Origin of the sequence: Novosphingobium sp. B1, assembly GCF_900176395.1 — a bacterium.
GTDB lineage: Bacteria > Pseudomonadota > Alphaproteobacteria > Sphingomonadales > Sphingomonadaceae > Novosphingobium.
Genome location: NZ_FWXL01000003.1, coordinates 113,852 through 137,794, shown reverse-complemented (window position 1 = coordinate 137,794; position 23,943 = coordinate 113,852). Strand labels below are relative to the sequence as shown.

The 23,943-nt window shown below is 62.8% G+C and carries 24 protein-coding genes and 1 tRNA gene; 20 read left to right on the top strand and 5 right to left on the bottom strand.

Annotated features, from left to right (window positions below; genetic code table 11):
• Positions 1–13: 13 nt before the first annotated feature.
• The 3 genes from B9A23_RS06480 to B9A23_RS06470 all read left to right on the top strand — a co-directional run bounded on the left by B9A23_RS06480 (position 14) and on the right by B9A23_RS06470 (position 3,427).
• Entirely contained in the window at positions 14–1,852 is a 1,839-nt protein-coding gene (locus B9A23_RS06480; protein WP_084278058.1) for a DNA polymerase III subunit gamma/tau, read from the top strand.
• A complete protein-coding gene (locus B9A23_RS06475; RefSeq protein ID WP_084278057.1) occupies positions 1,849–2,184 on the top strand; it encodes a YbaB/EbfC family nucleoid-associated protein in 336 nt (111 codons plus the stop codon). Before B9A23_RS06480 ends, B9A23_RS06475 begins: the two co-directional genes overlap by 4 nt.
• A gap of 139 nt (positions 2,185–2,323) precedes the next feature.
• Complete coding sequence (locus B9A23_RS06470; RefSeq protein WP_254895027.1) at positions 2,324–3,427, top strand: MlaA family lipoprotein; 1,104 nt, start codon at positions 2,324–2,326, stop codon at positions 3,425–3,427.
• A gap of 37 nt (positions 3,428–3,464) precedes the next feature.
• Here the strand turns inward: B9A23_RS06470 and B9A23_RS06465 are convergent, their stop codons facing one another.
• Both B9A23_RS06465 and B9A23_RS06460 read right to left on the bottom strand, forming a co-directional pair.
• Complete coding sequence (locus B9A23_RS06465; RefSeq protein ID WP_084278056.1) at positions 3,465–3,947, bottom strand: hypothetical protein; 483 nt, start codon at positions 3,945–3,947, stop codon at positions 3,465–3,467.
• Positions 3,948–3,971: 24 nt separating this feature from the next.
• Positions 3,972–4,499: a hypothetical protein gene (locus B9A23_RS06460; protein WP_084278055.1), complete on the bottom strand. Its 528-nt coding sequence runs from the start codon at positions 4,497–4,499 to the stop codon at positions 3,972–3,974.
• Between the two features lie 205 nt (positions 4,500–4,704).
• Between B9A23_RS06460 and lon the strand changes: the two genes are divergently transcribed.
• Both lon and B9A23_RS06450 read left to right on the top strand, forming a co-directional pair.
• A complete protein-coding gene (gene lon, locus B9A23_RS06455) occupies positions 4,705–7,110 on the top strand; it encodes an endopeptidase La (protein WP_084278054.1) in 2,406 nt (801 codons plus the stop codon).
• A 210-nt stretch (positions 7,111–7,320) separates the two neighbouring features.
• Positions 7,321–7,593: an HU family DNA-binding protein gene (locus B9A23_RS06450; protein ID WP_039337436.1), complete on the top strand. Its 273-nt coding sequence runs from the start codon at positions 7,321–7,323 to the stop codon at positions 7,591–7,593.
• An 84-nt stretch (positions 7,594–7,677) separates the two neighbouring features.
• On the opposite strand, the gene B9A23_RS06445 is transcribed toward B9A23_RS06450, so the two are convergent.
• Both B9A23_RS06445 and rlmB read right to left on the bottom strand, forming a co-directional pair.
• Positions 7,678–8,538, bottom strand: a complete 861-nt coding sequence (locus B9A23_RS06445; protein WP_084278053.1) for a hypothetical protein — start codon at positions 8,536–8,538, stop codon at positions 7,678–7,680.
• 18 nt (positions 8,539–8,556) lie between these two features.
• Positions 8,557–9,372, bottom strand: coding sequence for a 23S rRNA (guanosine(2251)-2'-O)-methyltransferase RlmB (rlmB, locus tag B9A23_RS06440; protein ID WP_084278052.1), 816 nt, complete (start codon positions 9,370–9,372; stop codon positions 8,557–8,559).
• 175 nt (positions 9,373–9,547) lie between these two features.
• On the opposite strand from rlmB, the gene B9A23_RS06435 reads away from it, so the two are divergent.
• From B9A23_RS06435 to B9A23_RS06420, 4 genes are all read left to right on the top strand, one after another.
• Positions 9,548–9,633 (top strand) — tRNA-Tyr (locus tag B9A23_RS06435).
• Positions 9,634–9,724: 91 nt separating this feature from the next.
• On the top strand, positions 9,725–10,576 hold the full coding sequence (locus B9A23_RS06430; RefSeq protein ID WP_084278051.1) for an alpha/beta fold hydrolase: 852 nt from the start codon (positions 9,725–9,727) through the stop codon (positions 10,574–10,576).
• A 51-nt stretch (positions 10,577–10,627) separates the two neighbouring features.
• Positions 10,628–11,377: a phosphatidylserine decarboxylase gene (locus B9A23_RS06425; protein ID WP_084278322.1), complete on the top strand. Its 750-nt coding sequence runs from the start codon at positions 10,628–10,630 to the stop codon at positions 11,375–11,377.
• Positions 11,374–12,216, top strand: coding sequence for a CDP-alcohol phosphatidyltransferase family protein (locus B9A23_RS06420; RefSeq protein WP_254895026.1), 843 nt, complete (start codon positions 11,374–11,376; stop codon positions 12,214–12,216). The genes B9A23_RS06425 and B9A23_RS06420 overlap by 4 nt, the downstream gene beginning before the upstream one ends.
• Here the strand turns inward: B9A23_RS06420 and B9A23_RS06415 are convergent.
• Entirely contained in the window at positions 12,161–12,439 is a 279-nt protein-coding gene (locus B9A23_RS06415; RefSeq protein ID WP_084278050.1) for a hypothetical protein, read from the bottom strand. The genes B9A23_RS06420 and B9A23_RS06415 overlap by 56 nt on opposite strands.
• Before the next feature lie 468 nt (positions 12,440–12,907).
• Here B9A23_RS06415 and rpsB point away from each other — a divergent pair, with 468 nt between their 5' ends.
• The 11 genes from rpsB (at position 12,908) to fabZ (ending at position 23,853) form a co-directional block, all read left to right on the top strand.
• Positions 12,908–13,666: a 30S ribosomal protein S2 gene (gene rpsB, locus B9A23_RS06410; RefSeq protein ID WP_084278049.1), complete on the top strand. Its 759-nt coding sequence runs from the start codon at positions 12,908–12,910 to the stop codon at positions 13,664–13,666.
• A 125-nt stretch (positions 13,667–13,791) separates the two neighbouring features.
• Positions 13,792–14,718 carry a translation elongation factor Ts gene (gene tsf / locus B9A23_RS06405; RefSeq protein WP_084278048.1) on the top strand — a complete coding sequence of 309 codons (927 nt, stop codon included), beginning with the start codon at positions 13,792–13,794 and terminating at the stop codon, positions 14,716–14,718.
• 144 nt (positions 14,719–14,862) lie between these two features.
• The gene (gene pyrH / locus B9A23_RS06400) at positions 14,863–15,585 is read left to right on the top strand and encodes a UMP kinase (RefSeq protein ID WP_084278047.1); all 723 of its coding nucleotides are present in this window, start codon (positions 14,863–14,865) and stop codon (positions 15,583–15,585) included.
• A gap of 1 nt (position 15,586) precedes the next feature.
• The gene (frr, locus tag B9A23_RS06395) at positions 15,587–16,144 is read left to right on the top strand and encodes a ribosome recycling factor (RefSeq protein ID WP_084278046.1); all 558 of its coding nucleotides are present in this window, start codon (positions 15,587–15,589) and stop codon (positions 16,142–16,144) included.
• Positions 16,145–16,206: 62 nt separating this feature from the next.
• Positions 16,207–16,851: a polyprenyl diphosphate synthase gene (uppS, locus tag B9A23_RS06390; RefSeq protein WP_254895045.1), complete on the top strand. Its 645-nt coding sequence runs from the start codon at positions 16,207–16,209 to the stop codon at positions 16,849–16,851.
• Positions 16,841–17,587, top strand: coding sequence for a phosphatidate cytidylyltransferase (locus B9A23_RS06385; protein WP_254895025.1), 747 nt, complete (start codon positions 16,841–16,843; stop codon positions 17,585–17,587). The genes uppS and B9A23_RS06385 overlap by 11 nt, the downstream gene beginning before the upstream one ends.
• A gap of 4 nt (positions 17,588–17,591) precedes the next feature.
• Positions 17,592–18,749: a 1-deoxy-D-xylulose-5-phosphate reductoisomerase gene (locus tag B9A23_RS06380; protein WP_084278044.1), complete on the top strand. Its 1,158-nt coding sequence runs from the start codon at positions 17,592–17,594 to the stop codon at positions 18,747–18,749.
• Positions 18,749–19,870, top strand: a complete 1,122-nt coding sequence (rseP, locus tag B9A23_RS06375; protein ID WP_176217902.1) for an RIP metalloprotease RseP — start codon at positions 18,749–18,751, stop codon at positions 19,868–19,870. Before B9A23_RS06380 ends, rseP begins: the two co-directional genes overlap by 1 nt.
• A 208-nt stretch (positions 19,871–20,078) precedes the next feature.
• On the top strand, positions 20,079–22,670 hold the full coding sequence (gene bamA / locus B9A23_RS06370; RefSeq protein ID WP_084278043.1) for an outer membrane protein assembly factor BamA: 2,592 nt from the start codon (positions 20,079–20,081) through the stop codon (positions 22,668–22,670).
• The gene (locus B9A23_RS06365) at positions 22,670–23,350 is read left to right on the top strand and encodes an OmpH family outer membrane protein (RefSeq protein ID WP_084278042.1); all 681 of its coding nucleotides are present in this window, start codon (positions 22,670–22,672) and stop codon (positions 23,348–23,350) included. Before bamA ends, B9A23_RS06365 begins: the two co-directional genes overlap by 1 nt.
• A 35-nt stretch (positions 23,351–23,385) precedes the next feature.
• On the top strand, positions 23,386–23,853 hold the full coding sequence (gene fabZ / locus B9A23_RS06360; RefSeq protein WP_084278041.1) for a 3-hydroxyacyl-ACP dehydratase FabZ: 468 nt from the start codon (positions 23,386–23,388) through the stop codon (positions 23,851–23,853).
• Positions 23,854–23,943 lie beyond the last annotated feature (90 nt).

The window sequence follows — 23,943 nt, the reverse complement described above, 5'->3', positions numbered from 1 at the left end:
ACCTAAGGCAGCGATGGCCGATTCCACCGACATGTTTGGCGATCCTCCGCAAGAGGAGGAAGACAAGCCCTCTGCCGCCGAACTTGAGGCTGCGGGCCAGAGTTCGATGTTCGGCGATCCGGCACCCAAGCCTGCGCTCGTTGCTGCTCCCGCCGAAGTAGAGGCTGTGCCAGAGACTGCGGCACCGCCGCCGCCAGCACCCGCAGCGGCCCCTGCTGCCCAGCCTTACCGCGTGCTTGCGCGCAAGTACCGATCGCAGACCTTCGCCGAACTCATCGGGCAGGACGCGATGGTGCAGACGCTGGCCAACGCAATCAAGCGCGACCGGCTGGCCCACGCCTTCCTGATGACCGGGGTGCGCGGGGTGGGCAAGACCTCGACCGCGCGCCTTATCGCCAAGGCGCTCAATTGCATCGGCGCAGACGGGCAGGGTGGTCCGACGATCGATCCGTGCGGCGTGTGCGAGCCTTGCCGGGCGATTGCCGAAGGCCGTCACATCGACGTGATCGAGATGGACGCGGCTTCGAATACCGGTGTCGATGATGTGCGCGAGATCATCGAGGCCGTGCGCTATGCCGCTGTTTCGGCGCGCTACAAGATCTACATCGTTGACGAAGTTCACATGCTGTCGCGCAATGCTTTCAACGCCTTGCTCAAGACGCTTGAGGAACCGCCGGCACACGTGAAGTTCCTCTTCGCAACGACCGAGGTCGACAAGCTGCCGGTGACGGTGCTGTCGCGCTGCCAGCGGTTCGACCTCAAGCGCATTCCAGCGCCACTTCTGGCCAGCCACTTCGGCATGATCTGCGGCAAGGAAGGGGTCGAGGCCGAGGACGAGGCGCTGGCCATGGTTGCGGCTGCCGCCGAGGGATCGGTGCGCGATGGCCTCTCGATCCTCGATCAGGCCATCAGCCATGCCGACCTTGTCGGAAGCGACGATGGAACGACGCGGGTGAGCGCCGAGCAGGTCCGGCAAATGCTGGGTCTTGCCGACAAGACCATGCAGCGTCGGCTGCTTGAAGCCGTGCTTTCAGGCAAGGGTGACGTGGTGCTGGCCGAAGTGGCGCAGCAATATGCGCTGGGCATCGAGCCGATCGCCATGATGCGCGCGCAGATGGACGTGGTCCATCGCGTGACAGTGACGCAGATCGGCGGCGTGGGGCCGGATGTCCGCTCGGCCGAGGAGCGCGAGGCGCTCGAGGGCTGGGCCAAGGCGCTTTCGGCAGGGCAGTTGCACCGGCTGTGGCAGTTGCTGCTCAAGGGCTACGAGGAAGTGAAGGTGGCGCCCGATCCGCTGGTGGCGGCGCAGATGGCGCTGCTGCGGGTCATGCACGCGGCAGACCTGCCCGATCCGGGCGGGCTGGTGAAGAAGCTCGAGGAGATCGCTTCGCGGCCTGTGGTTCTGGCGCAAGGCGCCGAAGCGGGGGATGCGTCTGCACCTGCCGCGCAGGCACCGGCATCGCCCTCGATGGACTGGGAAGCGCTGGTCGAACAGGTCGAGCACGTCTCGCCACTGGTCGGATCGACGATGCGGCTGGGCGTGCGGGTGGTTGAGTTGCGCGCCGGCTTGCTGCGATACCAGCTTGCACCGGGATTGCCGAACGATCCTGTAGCCGATATCCGGCGCGCGCTGAATCACGTGACTGGCGAGGCCTGGATCGTAGAGCGCGGGGAGGGCGATGCCCTGCCGAGCCTCGAGGAATCCAAGGCCGAGAAAGTGGCCGCAGCGGACGCGGCGATGAAGCAAGATCCTTTGGTCAAGGCGGCGCTGGAAGCCTTTCCGGGCGCAGTGATCATCGATGAGGAAAGCTCGCGAGAGCACGAAAAGAGACCCTGGAGCAAACGCGCATGAAGTCGATGGAAGAGATGATCCAGGCTGCCCAGAAGGCGGCGCAGACCATCCAGAAGCAGATGGAAGACGCCCAAGGCAAGCTTGACGGCATCGAGGTCGAGGGTTCGGCCGGTGGCGGGCTGGTGAAGATCAAGGCTTCTGCCAAGGGCCGCGTGATCGGTGTGAGCATCGATGACAGCCTGCTGGCAGTTTCGGAGAAGGGCATTCTCGAAGACCTCGTGGCCGCTGCATTCAACGATGCTCGCGGCAAGGCCGATGCAGCCGCGAATGAAGAGATGCAGAAGGTACAGATGGCCGCCGGGATTCCGCCGGGGTTCAAGCTGCCGTTCTGACGTTCGGCTGCTGTCGCTGCCGTGAGGGGAACGGGTTGCGATCGCGCGAGTTGGGGGGCATTGCGGTCCGAGTGCAACTTCGGGCGATCCGGACGCAACTTTGGCCTGATGGGCCAGTGTACCTGACAGGAAATTCCTTTTGAGCGTAACCTTGCTTGCCAGCGCCGCCCTCCTTGCCGTGCCGGGAGCTGCCGTGGCAGAGCCTTTGGGCGATGCCCCGTACGAGCAGGCCGCTGCCGGGCAAACCACGGCCGAGCAGGCCAATGTCGAGCAGGCTGGGGCAAACGGAAGCATCGCTGCAGGCGCCGGTCAGGGTGCGCCCCAGGATATGCCGCCTGCCGAGACACCTGCAACGCCGGTCGTGCTGCCGCAGCCTACTTTCGGAACGGCACCCGAGTCGCCGCCACCTTCGCTTGACCAGATCGAGCAGGAGCAGCCGGCAATCGTGGTTTCGGGCGAGCGTTCATCGAAGCAGGACCCGGTTCAGGCGATCAACCAGGCAAGCTATGACGCGGTACAGGCAGTGGATGACGCCGTCATCGCGCCAGTGGCGCAAGTCTATGAGAAGGGCGTGCCGCGGCCGATCCGGATGGGCTTGCGCAACTTCCTCCGCAACCTGACCGAGCCGATCGTCGCGCTCAATTTTCTGCTGCAGCTGAAGCCGGGCAAGGCCGCTGAAACGGTCGGCCGCTTTGCGATCAATTCCACAGTGGGCGTTGGCGGCTTGATTGACGTTGCGCGGAGCAAGCCGTTCAACCTGCCGTACCGGCGCAACGGCTTTGCGTATACGATGGGTTATTACGGCATCGGAACAGGGCCTTACCTGTTCCTGCCGCTGGTCGGTCCGACCACGCTGCGCGATGTCGTGGGGCTGACGCTCGACCGCTTCCTGCTGCCGTTTGCAGTCGGCGGGCCGTTGCGCAACCCCGGCTATGTCTATGGCAGCTTCGTCATCCGTTCGCTTGACGAGCGCGCTGCCAACGATGAGCTGTTCAAGCGGATCCGCGAGGAAACCAACCCTTACGCCAGCTATCGCGAATTGTACCTGAAGTCGCGGCAGGCCGAGATCGATGCGCTGAAGGGCAAGGCGGACTTCCAGAAGGAAGGTTCGGTCACGCTCCCGAAGCTTACCCCGACAGCGCCCCCAGCACTTCCGGCAGAAGCGGCCACTGCTCCGGCTACTCCGGTCGCTCCTCCTGCGCCAGTATTCGTATCCGAACCGGTGGTGCAGCCGCTGCCATGAGGCTTGCGGCGCAAATCGCTTCCGGGTTGGCGCCAGATCAGCTTTCAAGCAGAAGAGAGTAGTCGCGCAGGATTTCCCAGGCCTTGCCGGGCGAGAGCATCAGCAGGTCAGCACTTTCGAGGCCGGCGAGGCGTTTCATCATATGCGCGACGGTTGCCGCGTTGCCTTGGCTCATGCCGTATGTCGAGATCAGCACCTCGGGATTATGCGACAGCGTGTTTTCGAATAGCAGATCGACGTTCTGCGGCTGAAAGCCGAAGCCCAGGAAGACAAGCCGCTTGGCATTGGCCACGGCGACACGCACATCGCGCAAGGCATTGCGGTCGGTACGGCGCTCGGCCAGGGATTTGAGGTTCGTGGCGATCGCATGGATGTTCCATGGCTGCTCCACGCCCCAATCCGCTTGCGGAGCATCACCACGCTGCCAAGGCAGTCGGTCGATCGTCCCGTGGGGGTGTATCACATCAAGCTTCTCTGCGATGACGCGCTGAGCTTCCTTGAGATCGATGCCATAGGCCATGACCAGCGCGAAGGGCAGGAAATGCTAGACCGAGCGGTCGTAGTTGAAGTTGATGATGGTGATCTGCTCCAGCGCATTGCCGATACGGCTGCGGGGCACGCCGGAGGTGATGAGCTGGCCGAGCTGGTAGATCCAGTATTCGGCAACTTTCCCCTGCAACGGCAATTCGCCTTCGACGCGCGGTGCGTCCTTGAGACTGGAACGGGATTCGGCCTGTCCGATGAAATAGGCAATCGCGAGCTTGCCGCAGGCGAGCACCAGGGGATCGTGATCGTACTGTTCAAGGACGGTATCGATGGAGCGGCCGAGCCGGCAGGCATTGCGCAGGCGTTCGGTGGCGGCGGCCACTTCCTCGACCGGCTTGTTCAGGCGTTCGGCCAGCTTGTAGACATTTCGCAGCAGCAACTGGCCGTCACGGGTCGAGCTTTCGGACCCGGCACGCTTGAAGTCGAAGCCCTGGATGATGCGGGCAAGCAGTTCGGCATTGGACGGAAATTGCAGTTCGGCGCTTGCGCCCGCGCCTACCACCAACGTCGTCCTTGTACGCAGCATATGGTCGGTGAATCCTTTTCGGCCGGGTAGACCAATGCGGGCTTATACCTAACATTGCGTTTACGCTTATTGCGCCGCTCCGGGCTTCAGATGATGCGTTGTTCCACAGCCGATCGCATCCCGACCATTGCGACAAGGGCAGGGGAACCCCATATCCCGGGAAAGCGCCGGGCGGCGTGCCCGGCAGGACGGAAACGAAGTGCCCATGAATCTCTATCCCCTGCTTCCCCTTCGCGACATCGTCGTGTTCCCCGGCATGGTCGTGCCCCTGTTCGTCGGGCGCGAGAAATCCGTGGCGGCACTCGAGGCGGCGATGGCTGGCGACAAGGATATCTTCCTGCTTGCCCAGCTCGATCCCGGATGTGACGATCCTGATCGCGACGATCTTTACGATACCGGCGTGATTGCCAGCGTACTGCAGTTGCTCAAGCTGCCCGATGGCACGGTGCGTGTGCTTGTCGAGGGTCGCGATCGAGCCACCCTGCAGGACTTGCGCGAAGAGACCACGTCGCATGGCGCGATGCTGGTGGCGCAAGTCGATCCGGTTGAGGCGATCGAGGCCGAAAGCACCGAGATTTCGGCCATGATGCGCTCCGTCGTCGATCAGTTTGCCGAATACGCGAAGCTTTCCAAGAAGCTGCCGCAGGATGCCGGCGGGCAACTTGGTGACATCGAGGAAGCGGGCAAGCTTGCAGATTCGGTGGCGGCGAACCTTGCGGCCAAGGTGGCCGACAAGCAGGCCGTGCTGTCCGAATCCGATCCGCTGAAGCGGCTGGAAATGGTCCTCTCCTTCATGGAAGGCGAGCTTGGCGTGCTGCAGGTCGAGCGCAAGATCCGTGGCCGCGTGAAGCGCCAGATGGAAAAGACGCAGCGCGAATACTACCTGAACGAGCAGCTCAAGGCGATCCAGTCGGAGTTGGGCGGTGGCGATGGCGAGGAAGCCAACGAGATTGCCGAGCTTCAGGAGAAGATCGACAAGCTCAAGCTTTCGAAGGAAGCGCGTGCAAAGGCGACGGCCGAGCTGAAGAAGCTCAAGACCATGCAGCCGATGAGCGCCGAGGCAACGGTTATCCGCAATTACCTCGATGTGCTGCTGGGCCTGCCCTGGGGCAAGCGCAGCAAGCTGAAGAAGGACATTCCTTCGGCGCAGGCGATCCTCGATGCCGATCACTACGCGCTGGACAAGGTCAAGGACCGGATTGTCGAATACCTTGCGGTGCAAGCGCGCACCAACAAGCTGAAGGGGCCGATCCTGTGCCTCGTCGGACCTCCGGGCGTGGGCAAGACGTCGCTTGGCAAGTCGATTGCCAAGGCGACCGGCCGCCAGTTCGTGCGCCAGTCGCTGGGCGGCGTGCGCGACGAAGCCGAGATTCGCGGCCATCGCCGCACCTACATCGGCTCGCTGCCGGGCAAGATCGTGACCAACCTCAAGAAGGCCGGGACGGCCAACCCGCTGTTCCTGCTCGACGAGATCGACAAGCTGGGTCAGGATTTCCGCGGAGATCCGGCGTCGGCACTGCTGGAAGTTCTCGATCCCGAACAGAACGCCAAGTTCCAGGATCACTATCTGGAACTGGACTTCGACCTTTCGGACGTGATGTTCGTCTGCACGGCGAACAGCCTGAACCTGCCGCAGCCCCTGCTTGACCGCATGGAGATCATTCGTCTCGAGGGTTACACCGAGGACGAGAAGGTCGAGATCGCCGAGCGCCATCTGGTGCGAAAGCAGGTGGAAGCGCACGGCCTGAAGAAGGGCGAATTCACGCTCGAGACCGAGGCCCTGCGCGACCTTATCCGCTATTACACTCGCGAAGCCGGCGTGCGCACGCTGGAGCGCGAAGTGGCGCGGCTGGCGCGCAAGTCGCTGCGTCAGATCCTTGAAGGCAAGACCAAGTCGGTCACGATCACGCCGGAAAATCTTTCGGACTTTGCTGGGGTGCGCAAGTTCCGCCATGGCGTGTCCGACGAGGAGAACCAGGTCGGCGCGGTGACGGGCCTTGCCTGGACCGAGGTGGGCGGCGAACTGCTGACGATCGAGAGTGTGACGGTGCCGGGCAAGGGTGCTGTCAAGACCACCGGCAAGCTTGGTGAAGTCATGAGCGAGAGCGTCCAGATGGCGTTCAGCTTCGTCAAGGCGCGCGGGCCGAGCTACGGCATCCGGCCATCGATCTTCAACCGCAAGGACCTGCACATCCACTTGCCCGAAGGCGCTGTGCCCAAGGACGGACCGAGCGCGGGCATCGGCATGGTCACGGCCATGGTTTCGACGTTGACCGGCATTCCGGTACGCTCGGACGTGGCGATGACCGGCGAGGTAACCTTGCGTGGCCGCGTGCTGGCAATCGGCGGGCTGAAGGAGAAGCTTCTGGCAGCCTTGCGCGGTGGCATAAAGACGGTGCTGATCCCGGAGGAGAACCGCAAGGATCTTGCCGAGATTCCGGCCAACATCAAGGAAGGGCTGGAGATCGTACCGGTCGCCCATGTTGACGAGGTGCTGGCACGCGCGCTGGCAACCGTGCCCGAAGCGATCGAGTGGACCGAGGCTGACGATCTGGCCTCGCAGCCGGCAACGCCGGGATCGCCACAGGGGACCTCGCAGACCGCCCACTGAGCCTGTCTTGGCCGATTTGAGCAAGGGGTGGCGCCAGACGCGCTGCCCCTTGCGTCGTTTCGGACACGGTCTCTGCTACAAACCCGTGCTTTTGCGTTCAATCCACCGCTTAAACCTTTGACAGTCGAATGTTTCTGGTTTCTGTTTCGGCCACCCGAAAGGCGACTCAATTAAATCAAACCCAAGACAAAGACTTAGGGGGTTCCGCAAATGAACAAGAACGATCTGATCGGCGCTGTCGCCGATGTCAGCGGCCTGTCGAAGGGCGATGCGACCAAGGCTGTGGAAGCCGTTTTCGAATCGATCTCCGGTGCGCTGGCAAAGGGCGACGAAGTGCGCCTGGTCGGCTTCGGCACTTTCTCCGTAGCCAAGCGCAAGGCCTCCACGGGCCGCAACCCGCGCACTGGCGAACCGATGTCGATCAAGGCATCGGCACAGCCCAAGTTCAAGGCCGGCAAGGGCCTGAAGGATGCGGTCAACTGATCGCCGGCTGATTGCCCAAGGCTAGATAGCCTACGGCAGCCCGAGTTCGAAGCCGCGCCGGTCCCAGTGACCGGCGCGGCTTTTCTATGGGTTGATGCGGATGAGGGCGGTGGGCGCGTCCTTGGTGCGCGCATTGACCGTCCAGGTAAGGATCTTGCCTGCGGCAGATGCGGCAGGGCCTTCATCGGTGTTGTTGGCGAGAATTTCGCCATCCGTGGTCAGCGTCAACACGCCATCGAGCACTGGCGCGCCGTCGCTGCCTGCCTTGTCGCCGTTCTCATCGGCTGCCAGGGCCGCCATGCCCATCATGGGCGAGTTGCCCGCGCCTGCGGCAAAGGCCGGTGCATCTATCCGCACGCTGCCGTCGGAGCGGGGGATCAGGGTGACGAAAGGCATGACCATCGGCAGCTTCTCGACCGTGGGAAAGCTGAAATCGTGGGTCAGCTTGCCGCTGATCGCATACTCCACCTCGAACTTGCCATCGCCCTTGTCGATGACCGACTTCCAGCCCTTCTGGCGGCGCAGACGGTCGGCAAACTCCTTGGCGGCGCGCGGATCTGACGGATCGATGCCACCGAGCATGGCCTTGGCCATCTGATCGTCGGACTTCTTCTTTTCCGCTGCCGCAGCCTTGCTGGCGGCGACGTCTTCTTCCCAGCTCTGCTTCTGCTTGGCTAGTTCGTCAGCCGTGCAGGGGCGTTCGTCGCCGGTATCTTCGTCGTAGCAGGTCGTTGGTTCGAAAACCGCGGTCTCGGCCTTGCGGTTGCGCTCTTCCTCGGCAAGCTTCGACAGGGCGAGCACGTGGATCTCGCCCTTGTAGCTGAAGCTGAAAGCGCCGTCCTTGCGCAAGTCGATGGCCGAGGCGAAACGGCCGGGGAGGAGCAAACAGCCAGCAAGGAGCAGGGTGGCAGCCGTTATTGCCGCCAAAGTCCAAGTACGCCGCATCTGCCCCTCCTGAACCGGTTATCCCTCGCGCGTGGCGACCGCGTAGAGCGCTATGGCCGCGGCGTTCGATACGTTAAGGCTTTCGATCGCCGAAGCAATCGGCAGGCGCGCAATTGCATCGCAGTGCTGCGCGACATTGTGGCGCAGGCCTTCACCTTCGGCGCCAAGCACGATCACTACCGGCCCCTTGGGCAGGGCTGAGGGAAACACTGCCTTGCCATCGCCATCGAGGCCGATGCGCCAGTAGCCTTCCTCGCTCATGCGCTCGAGAGCACGCGACAGGTTCACCACGCGGACCCATGGCACGATCTCGAGTGCGCCCGACGCCGACTTGGCAAGCGTGCCCGATTCGGGCGGCGCGTGCCGATCCTGCGTGACGAGCGCGGCGACATCGAAGGCGGCGCACGATCGCAGAATCGCGCCCACATTGTGCGGATCAGTGACCGAATCGAGCACGACAATGGTGCGGCCTTCCGATTCGTCGAGAATATCGTCGAGTGCGACCTCATCGAGCGGGGCGCAATCGAGCACGAGGCCCTGATGGGGAGCGTCCTTGGCGACGAGCCGGGCAAGGTCTGCAGCCTGTGCGTACTCAACCGGCAGCGATGCAGGCAGTTCTGCATCGTGATCGTCGAGCATGGCTTGAATGGCTTCACGCGTGCCCCAGAGCTTTTTTGCATCGCGGTTGGGATTGGTCAGCGCAGCCTCGATGGCGTGGCGCCCCCACAGGCGGATTGCGCCCGCGCTGCCCCGGCCCGAGCCACGGCCGCCCTTGTTGCGGCCGGCGCGGCCACGCAGCGCACGGCCCTTCGGTTGATCGTCATTGCGGGGCATGGGGAGACCTTTTCTGCAAGCTTGTTGAAAAATTCGTGCCGCGCATGCCAGCCTGCCCATTGACAGGCAAGTCTCCCTTCGCCAAAGGGGCCGCCTCTCGGCCGGACGGTCTCTTCGGAGGCCATCAAAAATCGGCTCTTTCTTCGGGAAGAACCGGCACCGGCAGCACTGGTGTGGACAGGTGGCCGAGTGGTTAAAGGCAGCAGACTGTAAATCTGCCCGCGCAAGCGTACGCTAGTTCGAATCTAGCCCTGTCCACCACCGCTGCTTCTTCCCCGAAGCGAAGTGCCAGCCCTAATCGGGCAATTAAAATCGGGTTGCCCACTGCCCTGTCTTGGGCAAGGCTGCGAGCATGAGAACGCTCCGCATTCCCGTAGCAGGTGGTCTGCACGTCGTTGCTGACGAATTGGGCGAGCCTGGCGCGCCTTCGGTAATCCTTGGCCATGGCGGAGGGCAGACCAGGCACAGCTGGGATCGTGCGGGGCATGAATTGTCCGAGGCTGGTTATCACGTCATCAATTATGACCTGCTGGGTCATGGCGAAAGCGACTGGGAGCCTGATGGCAACTATTCGCTGGCGCGGCGGGCTGCAGACCTGTCGTGCGTCGCGGAGCATGCCCGAGGGCCGGTTGCTTACGTTGGCGCCTCGCTGGGCGGCCTCTCGGCCATGGCGGCCGCTTGCGCTGGTACGGTGCCCGACGCGATCGTGCTGGTCGACGTCGTGGCGCAACTTGCCCCGGAGGGGGTGGAGCGCATCATCAGCTTCATGACTGCCAGCCCGGATGGCTTCGCCACTCTTGGAGAAGTCGCCGATGCGATTGCGGCCTACTATCCCGACCGGCCCCGGCCCGAGCGGCTTGACGGTCTGCGCAAGAACCTGCGAGAGGGGGCGGATGGTCGCTTCCGCTGGCATTGGGACCCGCGCTTCCTGAGTGGCGGGCGAGACCACGGCGATATCGCTCGCATGCTGGACGGGGCGGCGTGGACGGAAACAGTGCCAACATTGCTCGTGCGCGGGATGAAGTCGGATATTGTCACGGATGAAGGCGTCGCCGATCTCGCACGCCGGATCAATCGCCTGGAAATAGCGGATATCGGAGATGCCGGGCACATGGTGGCCGGTGATCGCAACGACCTGTTCAACGCTGCGGTGCTGGCGTTCCTGAGGCACGTCATGCCGCCGGCCCGGGTCAAAGCGGGATAAGCTGCGGCAACTTTGCTTGTCCCTGCGGCTGCCAACGCCTAGATGGGCATGATGTCCGGAGAAATTCTCGATAATCGTGGCCGCGGTTCCGCCGGATGGTCCTGGCCATCCGTTCATCCCGAAGGCCGCAAGTTCGCGCTGATAACCGGTGTGCTGAGTGTTGGCGCTGCCGTCATGGCCTGGGAGACAATTGCCTGGCCGCTGGCGTTTCTTACACTCGGGGTTGTCGCGTTCTTCCGCGATCCTGTGCGTGTCACGCCGCGCGACGAGCGCGTGATCGTTTCCCCGGCTGACGGGATCGTGACGCTGATTCAGAAGGTCGCCCCACCGCGCGAGCTTTGCGCAGACGACGGCAGCGGCGTACGTGGCATGTCTCCCGACCCGGTCACGCGGGTATCGATTTTCATGTCGGTGTTCGACGCGCACATCAACCGGTCGCCGATCGGCGGCACGATCCGTCGCGTGGTCTATATCCCTGGTCGCTTCATCAACGCCGATCTCGACAAAGCGAGCGAGGAGAATGAGCGTCAGCACTTCCTCGTGGAGCGCAGCGACGGGCTGCAAGTGGGCTTCACGCAGATTGCAGGACTCGTTGCACGCCGCATAGTGCCCTTCGTGAAAGGCGGCGACATCGTGGCAGGCGGGCAGCGGATCGGGCTCATTCGTTTCGGCAGCAGGGTGGATGTCTATCTGCCAGCAGGTACCGAACCGCGCGTGATCATCGGGCAGACAATGGTTGCAGGCGAAACGGTGTTGGCCGAAATTGGCATGGCTCCCATGATCGAAGGGATCGGACAGTGAACGAAGCCGACCGCGTCGCACGGCGCAGAGGGCGCCTGCCCGGCGGACTGACATTGCGGGCGATGACTCCCAATGCGATCACGACCGCAGCACTATGTTCCGGGCTTACAGGGATCAGATTTGCCGTGACTGCGGCATCGGGCACTGACCCGCTGCAGGTGGCCGAAGACTGGCGCAAGGCGGTCGCGGCCGTGATCATAGCCGGACTTCTCGATGGCATCGACGGACGGATTGCGCGGCTGCTGAAGGCACAGTCGCGCTTTGGCGCCGAACTCGACAGTCTCGCCGACAATGTTTCGTTTGGCGTGGCGCCAGCGCTGATCCTGTTCCTGTGGTCATTGCAGGAAGCGCCCCGCGTGGGGTGGTTTGCGGCGCTGGCAGTGGCGATCGCCTGCGCGCTCCGACTTGCCCGGTTCAATGCCCGTATCGACGTCGAGGATCAGCCGCACAAGTCTGCAGGCTTCCTGACCGGCGTGCCTGCACCGGTCGGAGCAGGGTTGGCCTTCCTCCCGCTCTACCTGTGGATTGCGACGGACAACCCGGTTTTCAGGGAACCGGTGCTTGTGGGACCCTGGCTGGTGCTGGTCGCGTTGCTGATGATTTCGAACATCGCGACGCTCAGCTGGACGTCACTGCGTCCGAGGCGCAGTGTCCGCCTTGAACTGATTGCCCTTATGGGGCTGGTAACAGTGGCGCTTTTGACGGAGCCCTGGCTGACGCTCTCGGGCATATGCATCGTCTATATGGCGCTTATACCGCTAGGCGTTTTCCGTTATGCCAAGGTCAGGCGGCAACGCGCAGCGCACGCTCGCGCCGCGCCGCTTCCGCCGACTTCATAACGCGACGAGCATTCCGGCGCAGTGCCGGAGCCGCAAACGAGCGGTGAACTTCCGCCTCATGCGTGGTGATGCGCGCAAGAAACTCGCGATCGCGCTCGAGCGAGCGATATTCCGAGATAAGTGCGGAAATCTGGCTTTTTCGCCCCTGCATCGTCAACATGATCGCAATCACAGCGAAAGCTGCTGTTGCCGCAAAGACGATGGTGCAAACGAGAGCGAGCATTGGATGTTTCCTTGCCTTCTGCCAAATCCGCCAGTTAACGAAGCGTTAGGATCTTGCCTGTGGATAACTTGTGGATTGCAGTATCGTTCCTGACTGTCCGATGACTGATTCGGATATGGAGCTAATGTTCTTGTTTTGTTCCATTTGGTCAAGCAGTTTTGCCAAGACGGGTGCGGGATCGGCGTGCTTTGCCGCCAAATTGTTGATCTGAAGCAGCAATTTCTCGTGCGCTGTTGGTCTAACGTGGATCAATCTCCGGCGTTTCGCTTCAAGTGCTGGCCACAAAAATGTATGCTGGATTTTCTCACCCCGATGCTTTAAGGGGCGGCGCGTTCGCGAGGATTCGACCGGCATTTCGCCTGTCGTTGGAGCGGACAATCCACACGGGATGCACTTTCACCGGTGCCGCCAGCGGGAGCTCCGCAGCGGTTCCAGCGTCCCGGAGGCACAACCGGAAAGGAAATACCCATGGCGGCACCAGTCGTCTCGATGCATCAGCTTATCGAAGCCGGAGCCCACTTCGGCCACCAGACCCACCGCTGGAATCCGCGGATGAAGCCGTACATCTTCGGCGCCCGCAACGGCATCCACATTCTCGACCTGTCGCAGACCGTTCCGCTGTTCGCCCGCGCGCTCGAGTTCATCTCGGCAACCGTGCAGGCAGGCGGCAAGGTCCTGTTCGTCGGCACCAAGCGCCAGGCTCAGGAGCCGATCGCGCAGGCTGCCCGTGCTGCCGGTCAGCACTACGTCAACCACCGCTGGCTGGGCGGCATGCTCACCAACTGGAAGACCATCTCGGGTTCGATCAAGCGCTTCAAGGCGCTCGAAGAGCAGCTGGCGGGCGACACCGCCGGTCTGACCAAGAAGGAAGTCCTTCAGCTGACCCGCGAGCGTGACAAGCTCGAGCTGTCGCTGGGCGGCATCCGCGACATGGGCGGCATTCCGGACGTCATGTTCGTGATCGACGCCAACAAGGAAGAGCTGGCGATCAAGGAAGCCAACGTCCTTGGTATCCCGGTCGTCGCCATCCTCGACTCGAACGTCTCGCCCGACGGCATCGCCTTCCCGGTTCCGGCAAACGACGACGCAAGCCGCGCCATCCGCCTGTACTGCGAAGCCGTTGCCGCTGCTGCCACCAAGGGCGGCCGTGATGCTGCTATCGCGTCGGGCGCCGACCTTGGCGCCATGGCCGAGCCGCTGGCTGAAGAAGCTACGGCCGAAGCCTGATCCGGATTTTCGCGTGACGGCCCCGCTGCAAGGTGCGGGCCGTCACCGGACTGACCCGGATGCAAATTACGGGCCGCGGCAGTGCTGCGGCCTTCCTTACGTTTTCAAGATAAAGGATCAACGCAATGGCTTATACCGCCGCTGACGTGAAGAACCTGCGCGAGCGCACTGGCGCCGGCATGATGGACTGCAAGAAGGCTCTCGACGAAGCCGGTGGCGACTTCGAAGCCGCTGTCGACGCGCTGCGCGCCAAGGGCCTTGCTGCCGCCGCCAAGAAGTCGAGCCGTACCGCGGCTGAAGGCCTCGTCGGCGTGGCCGTTTCCGGCACCAAGGGCGTTGCCGTCGAAGTGAACTCGGAAACCGACTTCGTTGCCAAGAACGACCAGTTCCAGGACTTCGTTCGCAAGGCGACCGAAGTTGCGCTCAACACCGGCGCTTCGGACGTCGAGACGCTCAAGGCTGCCGCCTATCCGGACGGCGGTTCGGTCGCCGACAAGCTGACCAACAACGTCGCCACGATTGGTGAAAACCAACAGCTGCGTCGCATCAAGCATGTTGAAGTCGCAAATGGCGTCGTCGTGCCCTACATGCACAACGCTGCGGCCACCAACCTCGGCAAGATCGGCGTGCTCGTCGCGCTTGAATCCGAAGCTGCGGCTGACAAGCTCGAAGCACTCGGCAAGCAGATCGCGATGCACATCGCCGCTGCCTTCCCGCAGGCGTTGACCTCGGAAGACCTCGACGCTGAACTGATCGCCCGCGAGCGCAAGATCGCGGCCGAAAAAGCCGCCGAAAGCGGCAAGCCTGCCGAAGTCCAGGCCAAGATGGTCGACGGTGCCGTCGCCAAGTATGCCAAGGAAAACGCGCTGCTTTCGCAGATCTTCGTGATGGACAACAAGTCGACCATCCAGCAGGTCGTCGATGCCGCTGGCAAGGAGGCCGGCACCAAGATCGTGCTGAAGGACTACGTCCGCTTCCAGCTCGGCGAAGGCATCGAGAAGGAAGAGACCGACTTCGCTGCCGAAGTGGCTGCTGCTGCCGGCATCAAGTAAGCTCTTGCGCTACATGATCCCCGCATGGACGGGCCGGTTCTCTGGCCCGTCTGTGCGGGGATTGTTATGCCTGCGCCCTTGGCAGGTCCCTTCACAGGGTTATAAGGGCGGCGACTTCCCTTTGGTTACGAGTGCATCGATCTCATGAGCGTTCCTTCCTACAAGCGCATCCTCCTGAAGCTTTCGGGCGAAGTGCTGATGGGAGAGCAGCAGTTCGGGATCGATACCGACTATGTCGCGCGGCTCGCCCAGGAGGTGAAGGACGCGCGCGATAGCGGTTTGCAGATCTGCCTGGTGATCGGCGGGGGCAACATCTTCCGTGGCATGGCCGGCGCGGCCAAGGGCATGGACCGGGCGCAGGCCGACTACATGGGCATGCTCGCCACGGTGATGAACGCGCTGGCGATGCAGAACGCGCTCGAGCAGCTGGGCGTGCCGACGCGGGTGCAATCTGCGGTGCAGATGGACCAGGTCTGCGAGCCGGTCATCCGTCGCCGTGCGGAGCGGCACCTCGAGAAGGACCGCATCGTGATCTTTGCCGCCGGCGTGGGCGCACCTTACTTCACGACCGACTCCGGCGCGGCCCTGCGTGCTGCCGAAATGCGCTGTGACGCATTGCTGAAGGGCACGAGCGTGGATGGCGTCTATGATGCCGATCCGAAGAAGGATTCTGCCGCAAAGCGTTATGAAACCGTGGATTACGACACGGTTCTGGCAGACAATCTCAAGGTCATGGATGCAAGCGCGGTAGCGCTCTGCCGTGACAACAACATTCCGATCGTCGTCTTCTCGATCCGCGAACAGGGCAACCTTGCCAAGGTTCTGTCGGGCGAGGGGACGCAGACCATTGTGAAGAAGGACGCCTGACATGGCAAAGTATGACAAGGCCGATCTCGAGCGCCGGATGAAGGGCGCGGTGGAATCGCTGAAGGGCGATCTTTCCGGCCTGCGCACTGGCCGCGCGAACACTGCGCTGCTTGATCCGATCACCGTCGAAGTCTATGGAAGCCACATGCCGCTTTCGCAGGTCGCGAGCGTCTCGGCGCCCGAGCCGCGCATGCTTTCAGTGCAGGTGTGGGACAAGTCGAACGTGACGCCGGTCGAAAAGGCGATCCGTTCGGCAGGGCTCGGCCTCAACCCGATCAGTGATGGCCAGACGCTGCGCCTGCCGATCCCCGACCTGACCGAGGAGCGCCGCAAGGAGCTCGCCAAGCTTGCCAGCAAGTACGCGGAGAATGCGCGCATCGCGATCCGCAACGTGCGGCGCGATGGCATGGATGCGCTCAAGGCCGATGAAAACAAGAAGGAAATCTCGGAAGACGAGCGCAAGCGCGCCGAGACCGACCTGCAGAAGCTGACGGACGACATCATCAAGCAGGCCGACGAAGCAGCCGTGGCCAAGGAAAAGGAAATCCTCGGCAAGTGAGCGCGGTCCCCGCCTCGACCGGCGACGCGGCACCATGGGGTGTCCGCCACGTTGCCATCATCATGGATGGCAACGGCCGCTGGGCAAAGAAGCGCATGATGCCGCGCGCCTTCGGGCACAAGCGTGGCGTCGATACCGTGCGCGATATCGCTCGGGCGGCGCGGGATCTGGGGCTTGAAGCTCTGACGCTCTATGCGTTCTCCTCGGAGAACTGGAAGCGTCCGGCTGACGAAATCGCCGACCTCATGGGACTGCTGAGGACGTTCATTCGCAACGATCTCGCTGAACTCGTCGCAAACAATACGCGCCTGAAGATCATTGGGGATTATCAGGCGCTTGCGCCCGATATCGTAGAACTGATCGATGATGCCATGGCGCGCACGTCGGGCAATACCGGCACGACGCTCGTGATCGCGCTCAACTACGGATCGCAGCAGGAAATTGCGCGTGCGGCGGCGAAGGCGGCGGAGAAGGGGCCTGTCACGCCCGAAGCGATAGAGGCGGAACTAGATACTGCGTCGCTGCCCCCGCTTGACCTGATCATCCGCACATCCGGCGAAATTCGCCTGTCCAACTTCCTGCTGTGGCAGGCGGCTTATGCCGAGATGTGGTTCACCGAGGTGCTCTGGCCCGACTTCTCCGGGGCGCACCTTCGCGAAGCGCTCGAGCAGTTCGCCTCGCGCGAGAGGCGCTTCGGTGGACGCTGATCCTGTGGTGACGGCGCCTTCCGCTGACGCGCCACGGAATCCGGATCTGCGCGTGCGAGTCCTCTCGGCCGTGGTCATGCTGCTGATTGCAGGGTTGGCATTCTGGGCCGGTGGCCTGTGGCTCGACCTGTTCATCGCCGCCGTCACGCTGGGCGTGTTCGTCGAATATGTGCGCTTGGTTGGCAAGATCGCGACTGACCCCGCGCGGCTATCCTCGATGGTGATCGCCGGCGCAATCTACATTGGCTGGGCGGGACTCGCGCTTGCCGTCATGCCCGAACCGCTGATGCTTGCCGTGCTGGGTCTGGTGATCTGCACCGACACGGGCGCTTACTTCACCGGCCGTTCGCTCGGCGGGCCGAAAATCGCCCCGCGGATAAGCCCGTCCAAGACATGGGCCGGGCTGTTTGGCGGCATGGCCGCTGCCGGGATCTGGGCAGCGCTGGTGGTGCTCTCGGCAAGCTACCTCGTCTCGGCAATCGGACCGACCGGAGCGAGCCTGGCCTCTGCGCTCGAGGTGGCCAATCTCGGCATGGCTGCAATTGCCGGAGCGATCCTCGCCATTTTTGCGCAGGCAGGCGATTTCTACGAATCGTGGCTCAAGCGTCGCGCAGGAGTGAAGGATTCGTCGCGACTGATTCCGGGGCACGGGGGCTTGTTCGACCGCGTCGACGGCCTGCTGCCGGTGGCCATCATTGCGGGAACGGCATGGGCCGCCACGCAGGCGGGGATCTGACGCGATGACGAGATCCATTTCCGTCCTCGGCGCCACAGGTTCGATCGGCACATCCACGCTGGACCTCATTCGCCGCAATCGCGACGATTGGCGCGTTATTGCGCTGACAGCCAATGGCGATGCGCTGGGCCTGGCCAAGCTGGCGCGCGAGTTCGGGGCAGAAGTGGCGGTTGTTGCCGATGAAGCCGCTCTGCCAGCCTTGCGCGATGCACTTTCAGGAACGGGCGTTCATGCAGCGGCCGGCGCAACAGCGCTGGTCGATGCGGCAGCGCGGGGTGCCGACATCACCGTCGCGGCGATCGTGGGCTGTGCTGGCCTGGCGCCGACAATGGCAGCGATCGAGCGTGGCGGCGTGGTCGCGCTTGCCAACAAGGAAGCACTTGTCTCTGCAGGTGACGTCATGACGGCAGCGGTTGCTCGCCACGGCGCTACCTTGCTGCCAGTCGATTCCGAGCACAATGCGATCTTCCAGTGCCTTGCCGGAAACGATATCGAGCATGTCCATGCCATCACGCTGACCGCCAGCGGCGGTCCGTTCCGCGACTGGACGCTCGACCAGCTTCACAAAGCCACGCCGGCAGAGGCGGTCAAGCACCCCAACTGGTCAATGGGCGCAAAGATCAGCGTGGATTCGGCGACGATGATGAACAAGGGGCTCGAGTTCATCGAGGCCTATCATCTCTTTCCGGTCGGGGTCGACCGGCTGCGCATCATCGTCCATCCCCAATCGATCGTCCATTCGATGGTGGAATACCGGGACGGGTCGACGCTTGCGCAGCTTGGTCCTTCGGACATGCGCGTGCCTATTGCCTCGGCGCTCGCGTGGCCTGCGCGGATGCACACGCCGTGCGCGCCGCTCGACCTTGCGGCAATCGGCCAGTTGACTTTCCGCGCACCGGACGAGGAGCGTTTTCCGGCAACGCGGCTTGCCCGCAACGTGGTGATCGCGGGCGGAGCTGCTCCAGCAACGATGAACGCTGCGAACGAGATTGCGGTGGCTGCGTTTCTGGATGGTCAGATTGCATTCACCCGGATCGTGCAATCGGTTGAGGACGTGCTGGGGTGCGGCGTCCAGTCCGCGCCGACATGCCTTGACGATGTGATCGCTATCGATGCCGAAGCGCGAGTGAGGGCGCGCGAACTGATGGAACAGCAAAGCTGATGCCAACGATGGAAAGTCCCGGAATTCTCACGACCCTGCTGGCCTTCGTGCTTGTGCTGGGGCCGTTGGTGTTCATTCATGAACTTGGCCATTACCTCGTCGGCCGCTGGTTCGGTGTGAAAGCCGATGTCTTCTCGATCGGCTTCGGGAAGGAACTAGTCGGCTGGACCGACAGGCGCGGGACTCGCTGGAAGCTTTCTGCCCTGCCGCTAGGTGGCTATGTCCAATTTGCCGGTGACATGAACCCGGCGAGCCAGCCCAGCGCGGAATGGCTTGCATTGCCCGAGCAGGAGCGCAACCGCACGTTTCCGGCCAAGCCCTTGTGGCAGCGTGCCCTGATCGTGCTTGCTGGGCCGGTCACGAACCTGCTGCTTGCCGTTGTCATCCTCGCCGGCTTCACGCTGGCCAATGGCAAGGTGGTCATCCCGCCGGTCGTTGGCGAAGTCCAGGCCGGCTCGGCTGCCGCGCGCGGTGGCGTCGTGGCAGGAGACCGCATCGTGTCCATTCGCGGCAAGACGATGTCCTCGTTCCTCGATGTGCGGTTGGAAGTCGGCCAGAACCCGGGCGAGCCGATGAACATGATCGTCGTGCGCGACGGCCGCGAGGTCCAACTGGATGTAAGTGCGGCGGTCAAGGTGGAGAGCGATCGCTTCGGCAATACCCAGAAGATCGGTTACCTCGGGATCGGCCCGAAGAGCTACGAAATCGTGCCGGTCGGCCCGGTGGAGGCCGTGGTCGAGGGTGTGAAGCAGACCGGCAGCATCATCTCGATGATGGTCAACGGGATCGGTCAGATCATCACTGGCAAACGCGAGGTCAAGGAGCTTGGCGGACCGATCAAGATCGCCAAGTATTCGGGCGAGCAGTTTGTTTCAGGCTGGCAGCAATTCGTCAGTTTTGTCGCGCTCATTTCGATTAACTTGGGGTTCATTAACCTGCTGCCAATTCCCGTGCTCGACGGTGGTCACCTTGCTTTCTACGCGGCGGAGGCCGTGCGCAGGAAGCCAGTCGGTCAACGCGGGCAGGAGTGGGCTTTCCGCACCGGCATTGCGTTCGTCATGGCGCTGATGCTGTTCGTCACGATCAACGACGTGGCGTCGCTGAAGCTTTTCGGAGGGTAATGCGCGCAACGGCGTCCCGTGCGGTGGACGCGGCAACAGGTCCGGGACGAGAGGTGGGCCGGTTGCACAGAATGTCTTTCCACAGAAATGCGGGGCAATGTTTGCTTGATTGGCCTTGCCCCATGGGGCACATGGCAGCACTGCTTGCCGCGGCCGGACACTCCTCGCGGGCGTCCTGCTGCCACTTTATACGGGATGGCGCTTGGTGATGATTGGACGTAACGCGGGCAAGACTGGCATCCGTAATGCCACGGCTTCACCGCTTGGCGCGGCTCTGCTGGCCACGAGCGCTCTGGTTTCCGTGCCCCAGGTAGCTGCTGCGCAGGATGCGACACCAGCGGCTGCGGCGCCGGCTGCTCCGGCGCCGACCGGCGATGTGATCCGCTCGGTCACGGTTCAGGGTTCGCAGCGGCTCGAGCAGGATACCATCCTGTCCTACATCCGCATCCGCCCCGGCCAGACCTATACCCAGGCTCTGGGCGATCAGGCGCTGAAGGATCTATACGCCACCGAACTGTTTGCCGACGTGTCGATCCGCAACAACGGCGGCGATGTGGTGGTGCAGGTCAAGGAAAACCCGGTCATCAACCGCATCATCCTTGAGGGCAACAAGCGCCTCAAGGAAGACAAGATCCTGCCCGAGATCAAGCTGGCGGCGCGCCAGATCTTCACGCGTTCGAAGGTCCGCGCCGATGTCGCGCGCATCATCGAACTGTACAAGCGGCAAGGCCGCTTCGCCGCGACGGTCGAGCCGAAGATGGTCATGCTCGACCAGAACCGCGTCGACATCGTTTTCGAGATCAGCGAAGGGCCCAAGTCCAAGGTTCGCCAGATCAACATCATCGGCAACGAGATCTTCTCCGACGGCAAGCTTCGCGGCGAGATGGTGACGAAGCAGGCCCGCTTCTTTCGCCTGTTCTCATCTGGCACCAGCTATGACCCGGATCGCCTTGCTTTCGACCAGCAGAAGCTGCGCCAGTTCTACCTGACCGAAGGCTACGCCGACTTCCGTGTCGTCTCGGCCGTGGCCGAGCTCACCCCGGACAAGCGCGATTTCATCATCACCTACGTGGTCGAAGAAGGGCAGCGCTACAAGTTCGGCGACGTCAAGGTCGACAGCCAGTTGCGCGACTTTGACAGCGAAAAGCTCGCCAAGAGCCTGCCGATCAAGCAGGGCGACTGGTACAACGCCAAGGCGGTGGAAGACCAGGTCGACGGATTGACCGAGACTGCTGGCGCTTTCGGTTATGCCTTTGCCGATGTCCGCCCGGACTTCTCTCGCAACAAGGATGACCTGACGATGTCGGTCACCTTCCGAATTGCCGAGGCGCCGCGCGTCTATGTCGAGCGGGTCGATGTCAACGGCAACACGCTGACGCAGGACAAGGTCGTGCGTCGCGAGTTCCGCCTGGCGGAGGGCGATGCCTTCAACACCTTCCAGATCAAGCGCTCGACCAATCGCATAAAGTCGCTCGGGTACTTCCAGGAAAAGTTCGAGATCGAGCAGAAGCCGGGCAGCGCGCCCGACCGCATCGTGCTCGAAGCCAACGTCGAGGAAAAGCCGACCGGCGAACTGCAGCTGTCAGCCGGTTTCTCGAGCCTTGAAAGCTTCATCTTCCAGGGTTCGATCCGCCAGAACAACTTCCGCGGGCGTGGCCAGACGGTTGGTCTCTCGGTCGACTATTCGCGCTTCACGCGTGCGGTCCAGGTCAGCTTTACCGAGCCCTACCTGTTCGACAAGAACGTCTCGTTCGGCCTGGACATCTACCGTCGCGATCTGAACAGCTTCCAGCAGTTCAATTCAAACCGCAATACCACCTACAAGCAGGCGACGACGGGCTTCTCGGCACGCGTCGGCGTGGCGCTGTCCGAATACATGTCGCTGATTGGTCGCTATACCTTCAATCTCGACGATGTGACTCTGGATCAGGGCACGTACTATCTCAACGGACAGTGCAGCGTCCTGCTCGCAGGGCGTTACCTGTGTGATGCGATTGGCAAGCGCACGAGTTCGATTCTCGGTGCTTCGGTCGTTTACGACACGCTCGATAACCGTCTGCGCCCGAGCCGGGGCACCCAGGTGGTGGTCGGAGCCGACTTTGCCGGGCTCGGTGGCTCGGTCAAGTATGCGCGCGTGACTGCCAATGCCGCCAAGTTCTTCCCGGTTGGAGGCGGCTTCATTTTCTCGGTCCGCGGGGAAGGCGGCGCGATCAAGGCACTGGCCAGCCGGTCGAATGATCCGCTTATCGATGATGTCCGCCTGACCGACAGGTTCTTCCTGGGTGAGCCCCAGATTCGCGGCTTCGACATACGCGGCGTTGGACCTCGCGTGCTGCGCAAGTTCGTGCAGGCCGATGGTACGCTGCCCACCGACCGCAACCAGTTCGTCGATGACGCGCTGGGCGGAAAGTATTACTATCTGACCCGCGCGGAGCTGGAAATCCCGCTGGGCTCGGGTGCGCGTGAACTCGGCTTGCGGCCTTCGATCTATGTCGATGCGGGCGCTGTGTGGGGTATCGCCAATCCGCTGCCGCAGAACCCGAATAGCGGGGTCTATTACACGACCGCAGCGGGTGGCATCACGACCAGCCCGACCGCTGCCGATGGTACTGCAAACACGGCGGTCCGGTACGTCGAGGAATATGTTGGCGACACACCTGCGCCGCGCGTCTCAGTCGGTATCGGCGTCAACTGGAACTCGCCGTTCGGCCCGTTCCGTCTCGACTTTGCCAAGGTCCTCAAGAAGGCCAATGGCGATGACCCCAAGACCTTTACCTTTAACGTGGGAACCCAGTTCTGATGCAAATCCGTTACGCTTCCGCGCTTCTCGCGGGCCTCGCCGTGCTTGCCGTTTCGCCGACCGCTGCTGTTGCGCAGGCAACTTCGGGCACTGTGACCCCTGGCATCGCCATCGCCAACCCTTCGGCCGTTGTTGCCGCATCGTCTGCCTATCAGACCGCGCAGACCCAGCGCCCGACGACCTACAAGCCGCAGATCGACCAGGCCAACGCGCGCAAGGCCCAGATCGAAGCCCAGCTCAAGCCGCTGGTCGACAAGCTGCAGGCCGATTCCAAGGCCGCCAATCCGAACCGCGCCGCGCTGCAGCAGCAGTATGAGCAAATCCAGCAGATCGAACAGGCCGGCCAGCAGCAGATCCAGCAGATCCTCGAGCCGCTGAACCTCTCGCAGCAGTATGTGCTCGAGCAGATCGGTGACAAGCTCGACGCTGCCACGCAGGCAGCAATGGACAAGAAGAAGATCACGCTCGTGCTTGATTCGCAGTCGGTGATCAAGGCCGGGCAGGTCTACAACCTGAACCAGGATATCCTGGCCGAGCTCAACAAGGCGATTCCTTCGGCACAGCTCGTGCCGCCGGCTGGCTGGCTGCCGCGCGCGCAGCGTGAACAGCAGGCACAGGCACAGGCTGCACAGCCGGCTACTGCCGCACAGCCCGCGAAGAAGGCTCCCGAAGGCCGCTGAGGCTTTCGGATTCGCAAGAACAAGGGTTCGGGAAAATGACCGATGAGACGGCTCCGGCCGTGATCACCGACTACGACGTGCGCAAGGTGATGGCGGCGCTGCCGCATCGTTATCCCTTGCTGCTCGTCGATCGTGTTGCGTCGCTGACGCTGAACGAGCGCATCCATGCGGTGAAGGCCGTGTCGATGAACGAGCAGTTCTTTCAGGGTCATTTTCCCGGCCGCCCGATCATGCCCGGTGTCCTGCAGATCGAGGCGCTGGCGCAGGCCGCAGGCGTTCTTGCGGTGGAGTCGCTGGGGCTCGCAGGTTCCGGCAAGCTCGTCTATTTCATGGCGATCGAAGATGCCAAGTTCCGCAATCCGGTGGAGCCCGGCGTGCTGCTCGACCTGCATGTGGAATTCACCCAGAAGCGTTCGCGCGTGTGCAAGTTTGCCGGCAAGGCCATGATCGGCGACAAGGTGACCTGTGAAGTCAACTTCACCGCGATGATTGCCGATAGCTGAAGGCGCGATAGCGGGCTTGCAGTGCTGGACAACAGTGCCGCATTCCGCTAGGCGCGCGCCCTTACAGATTCTAGTGGCCGGTCGGAACCG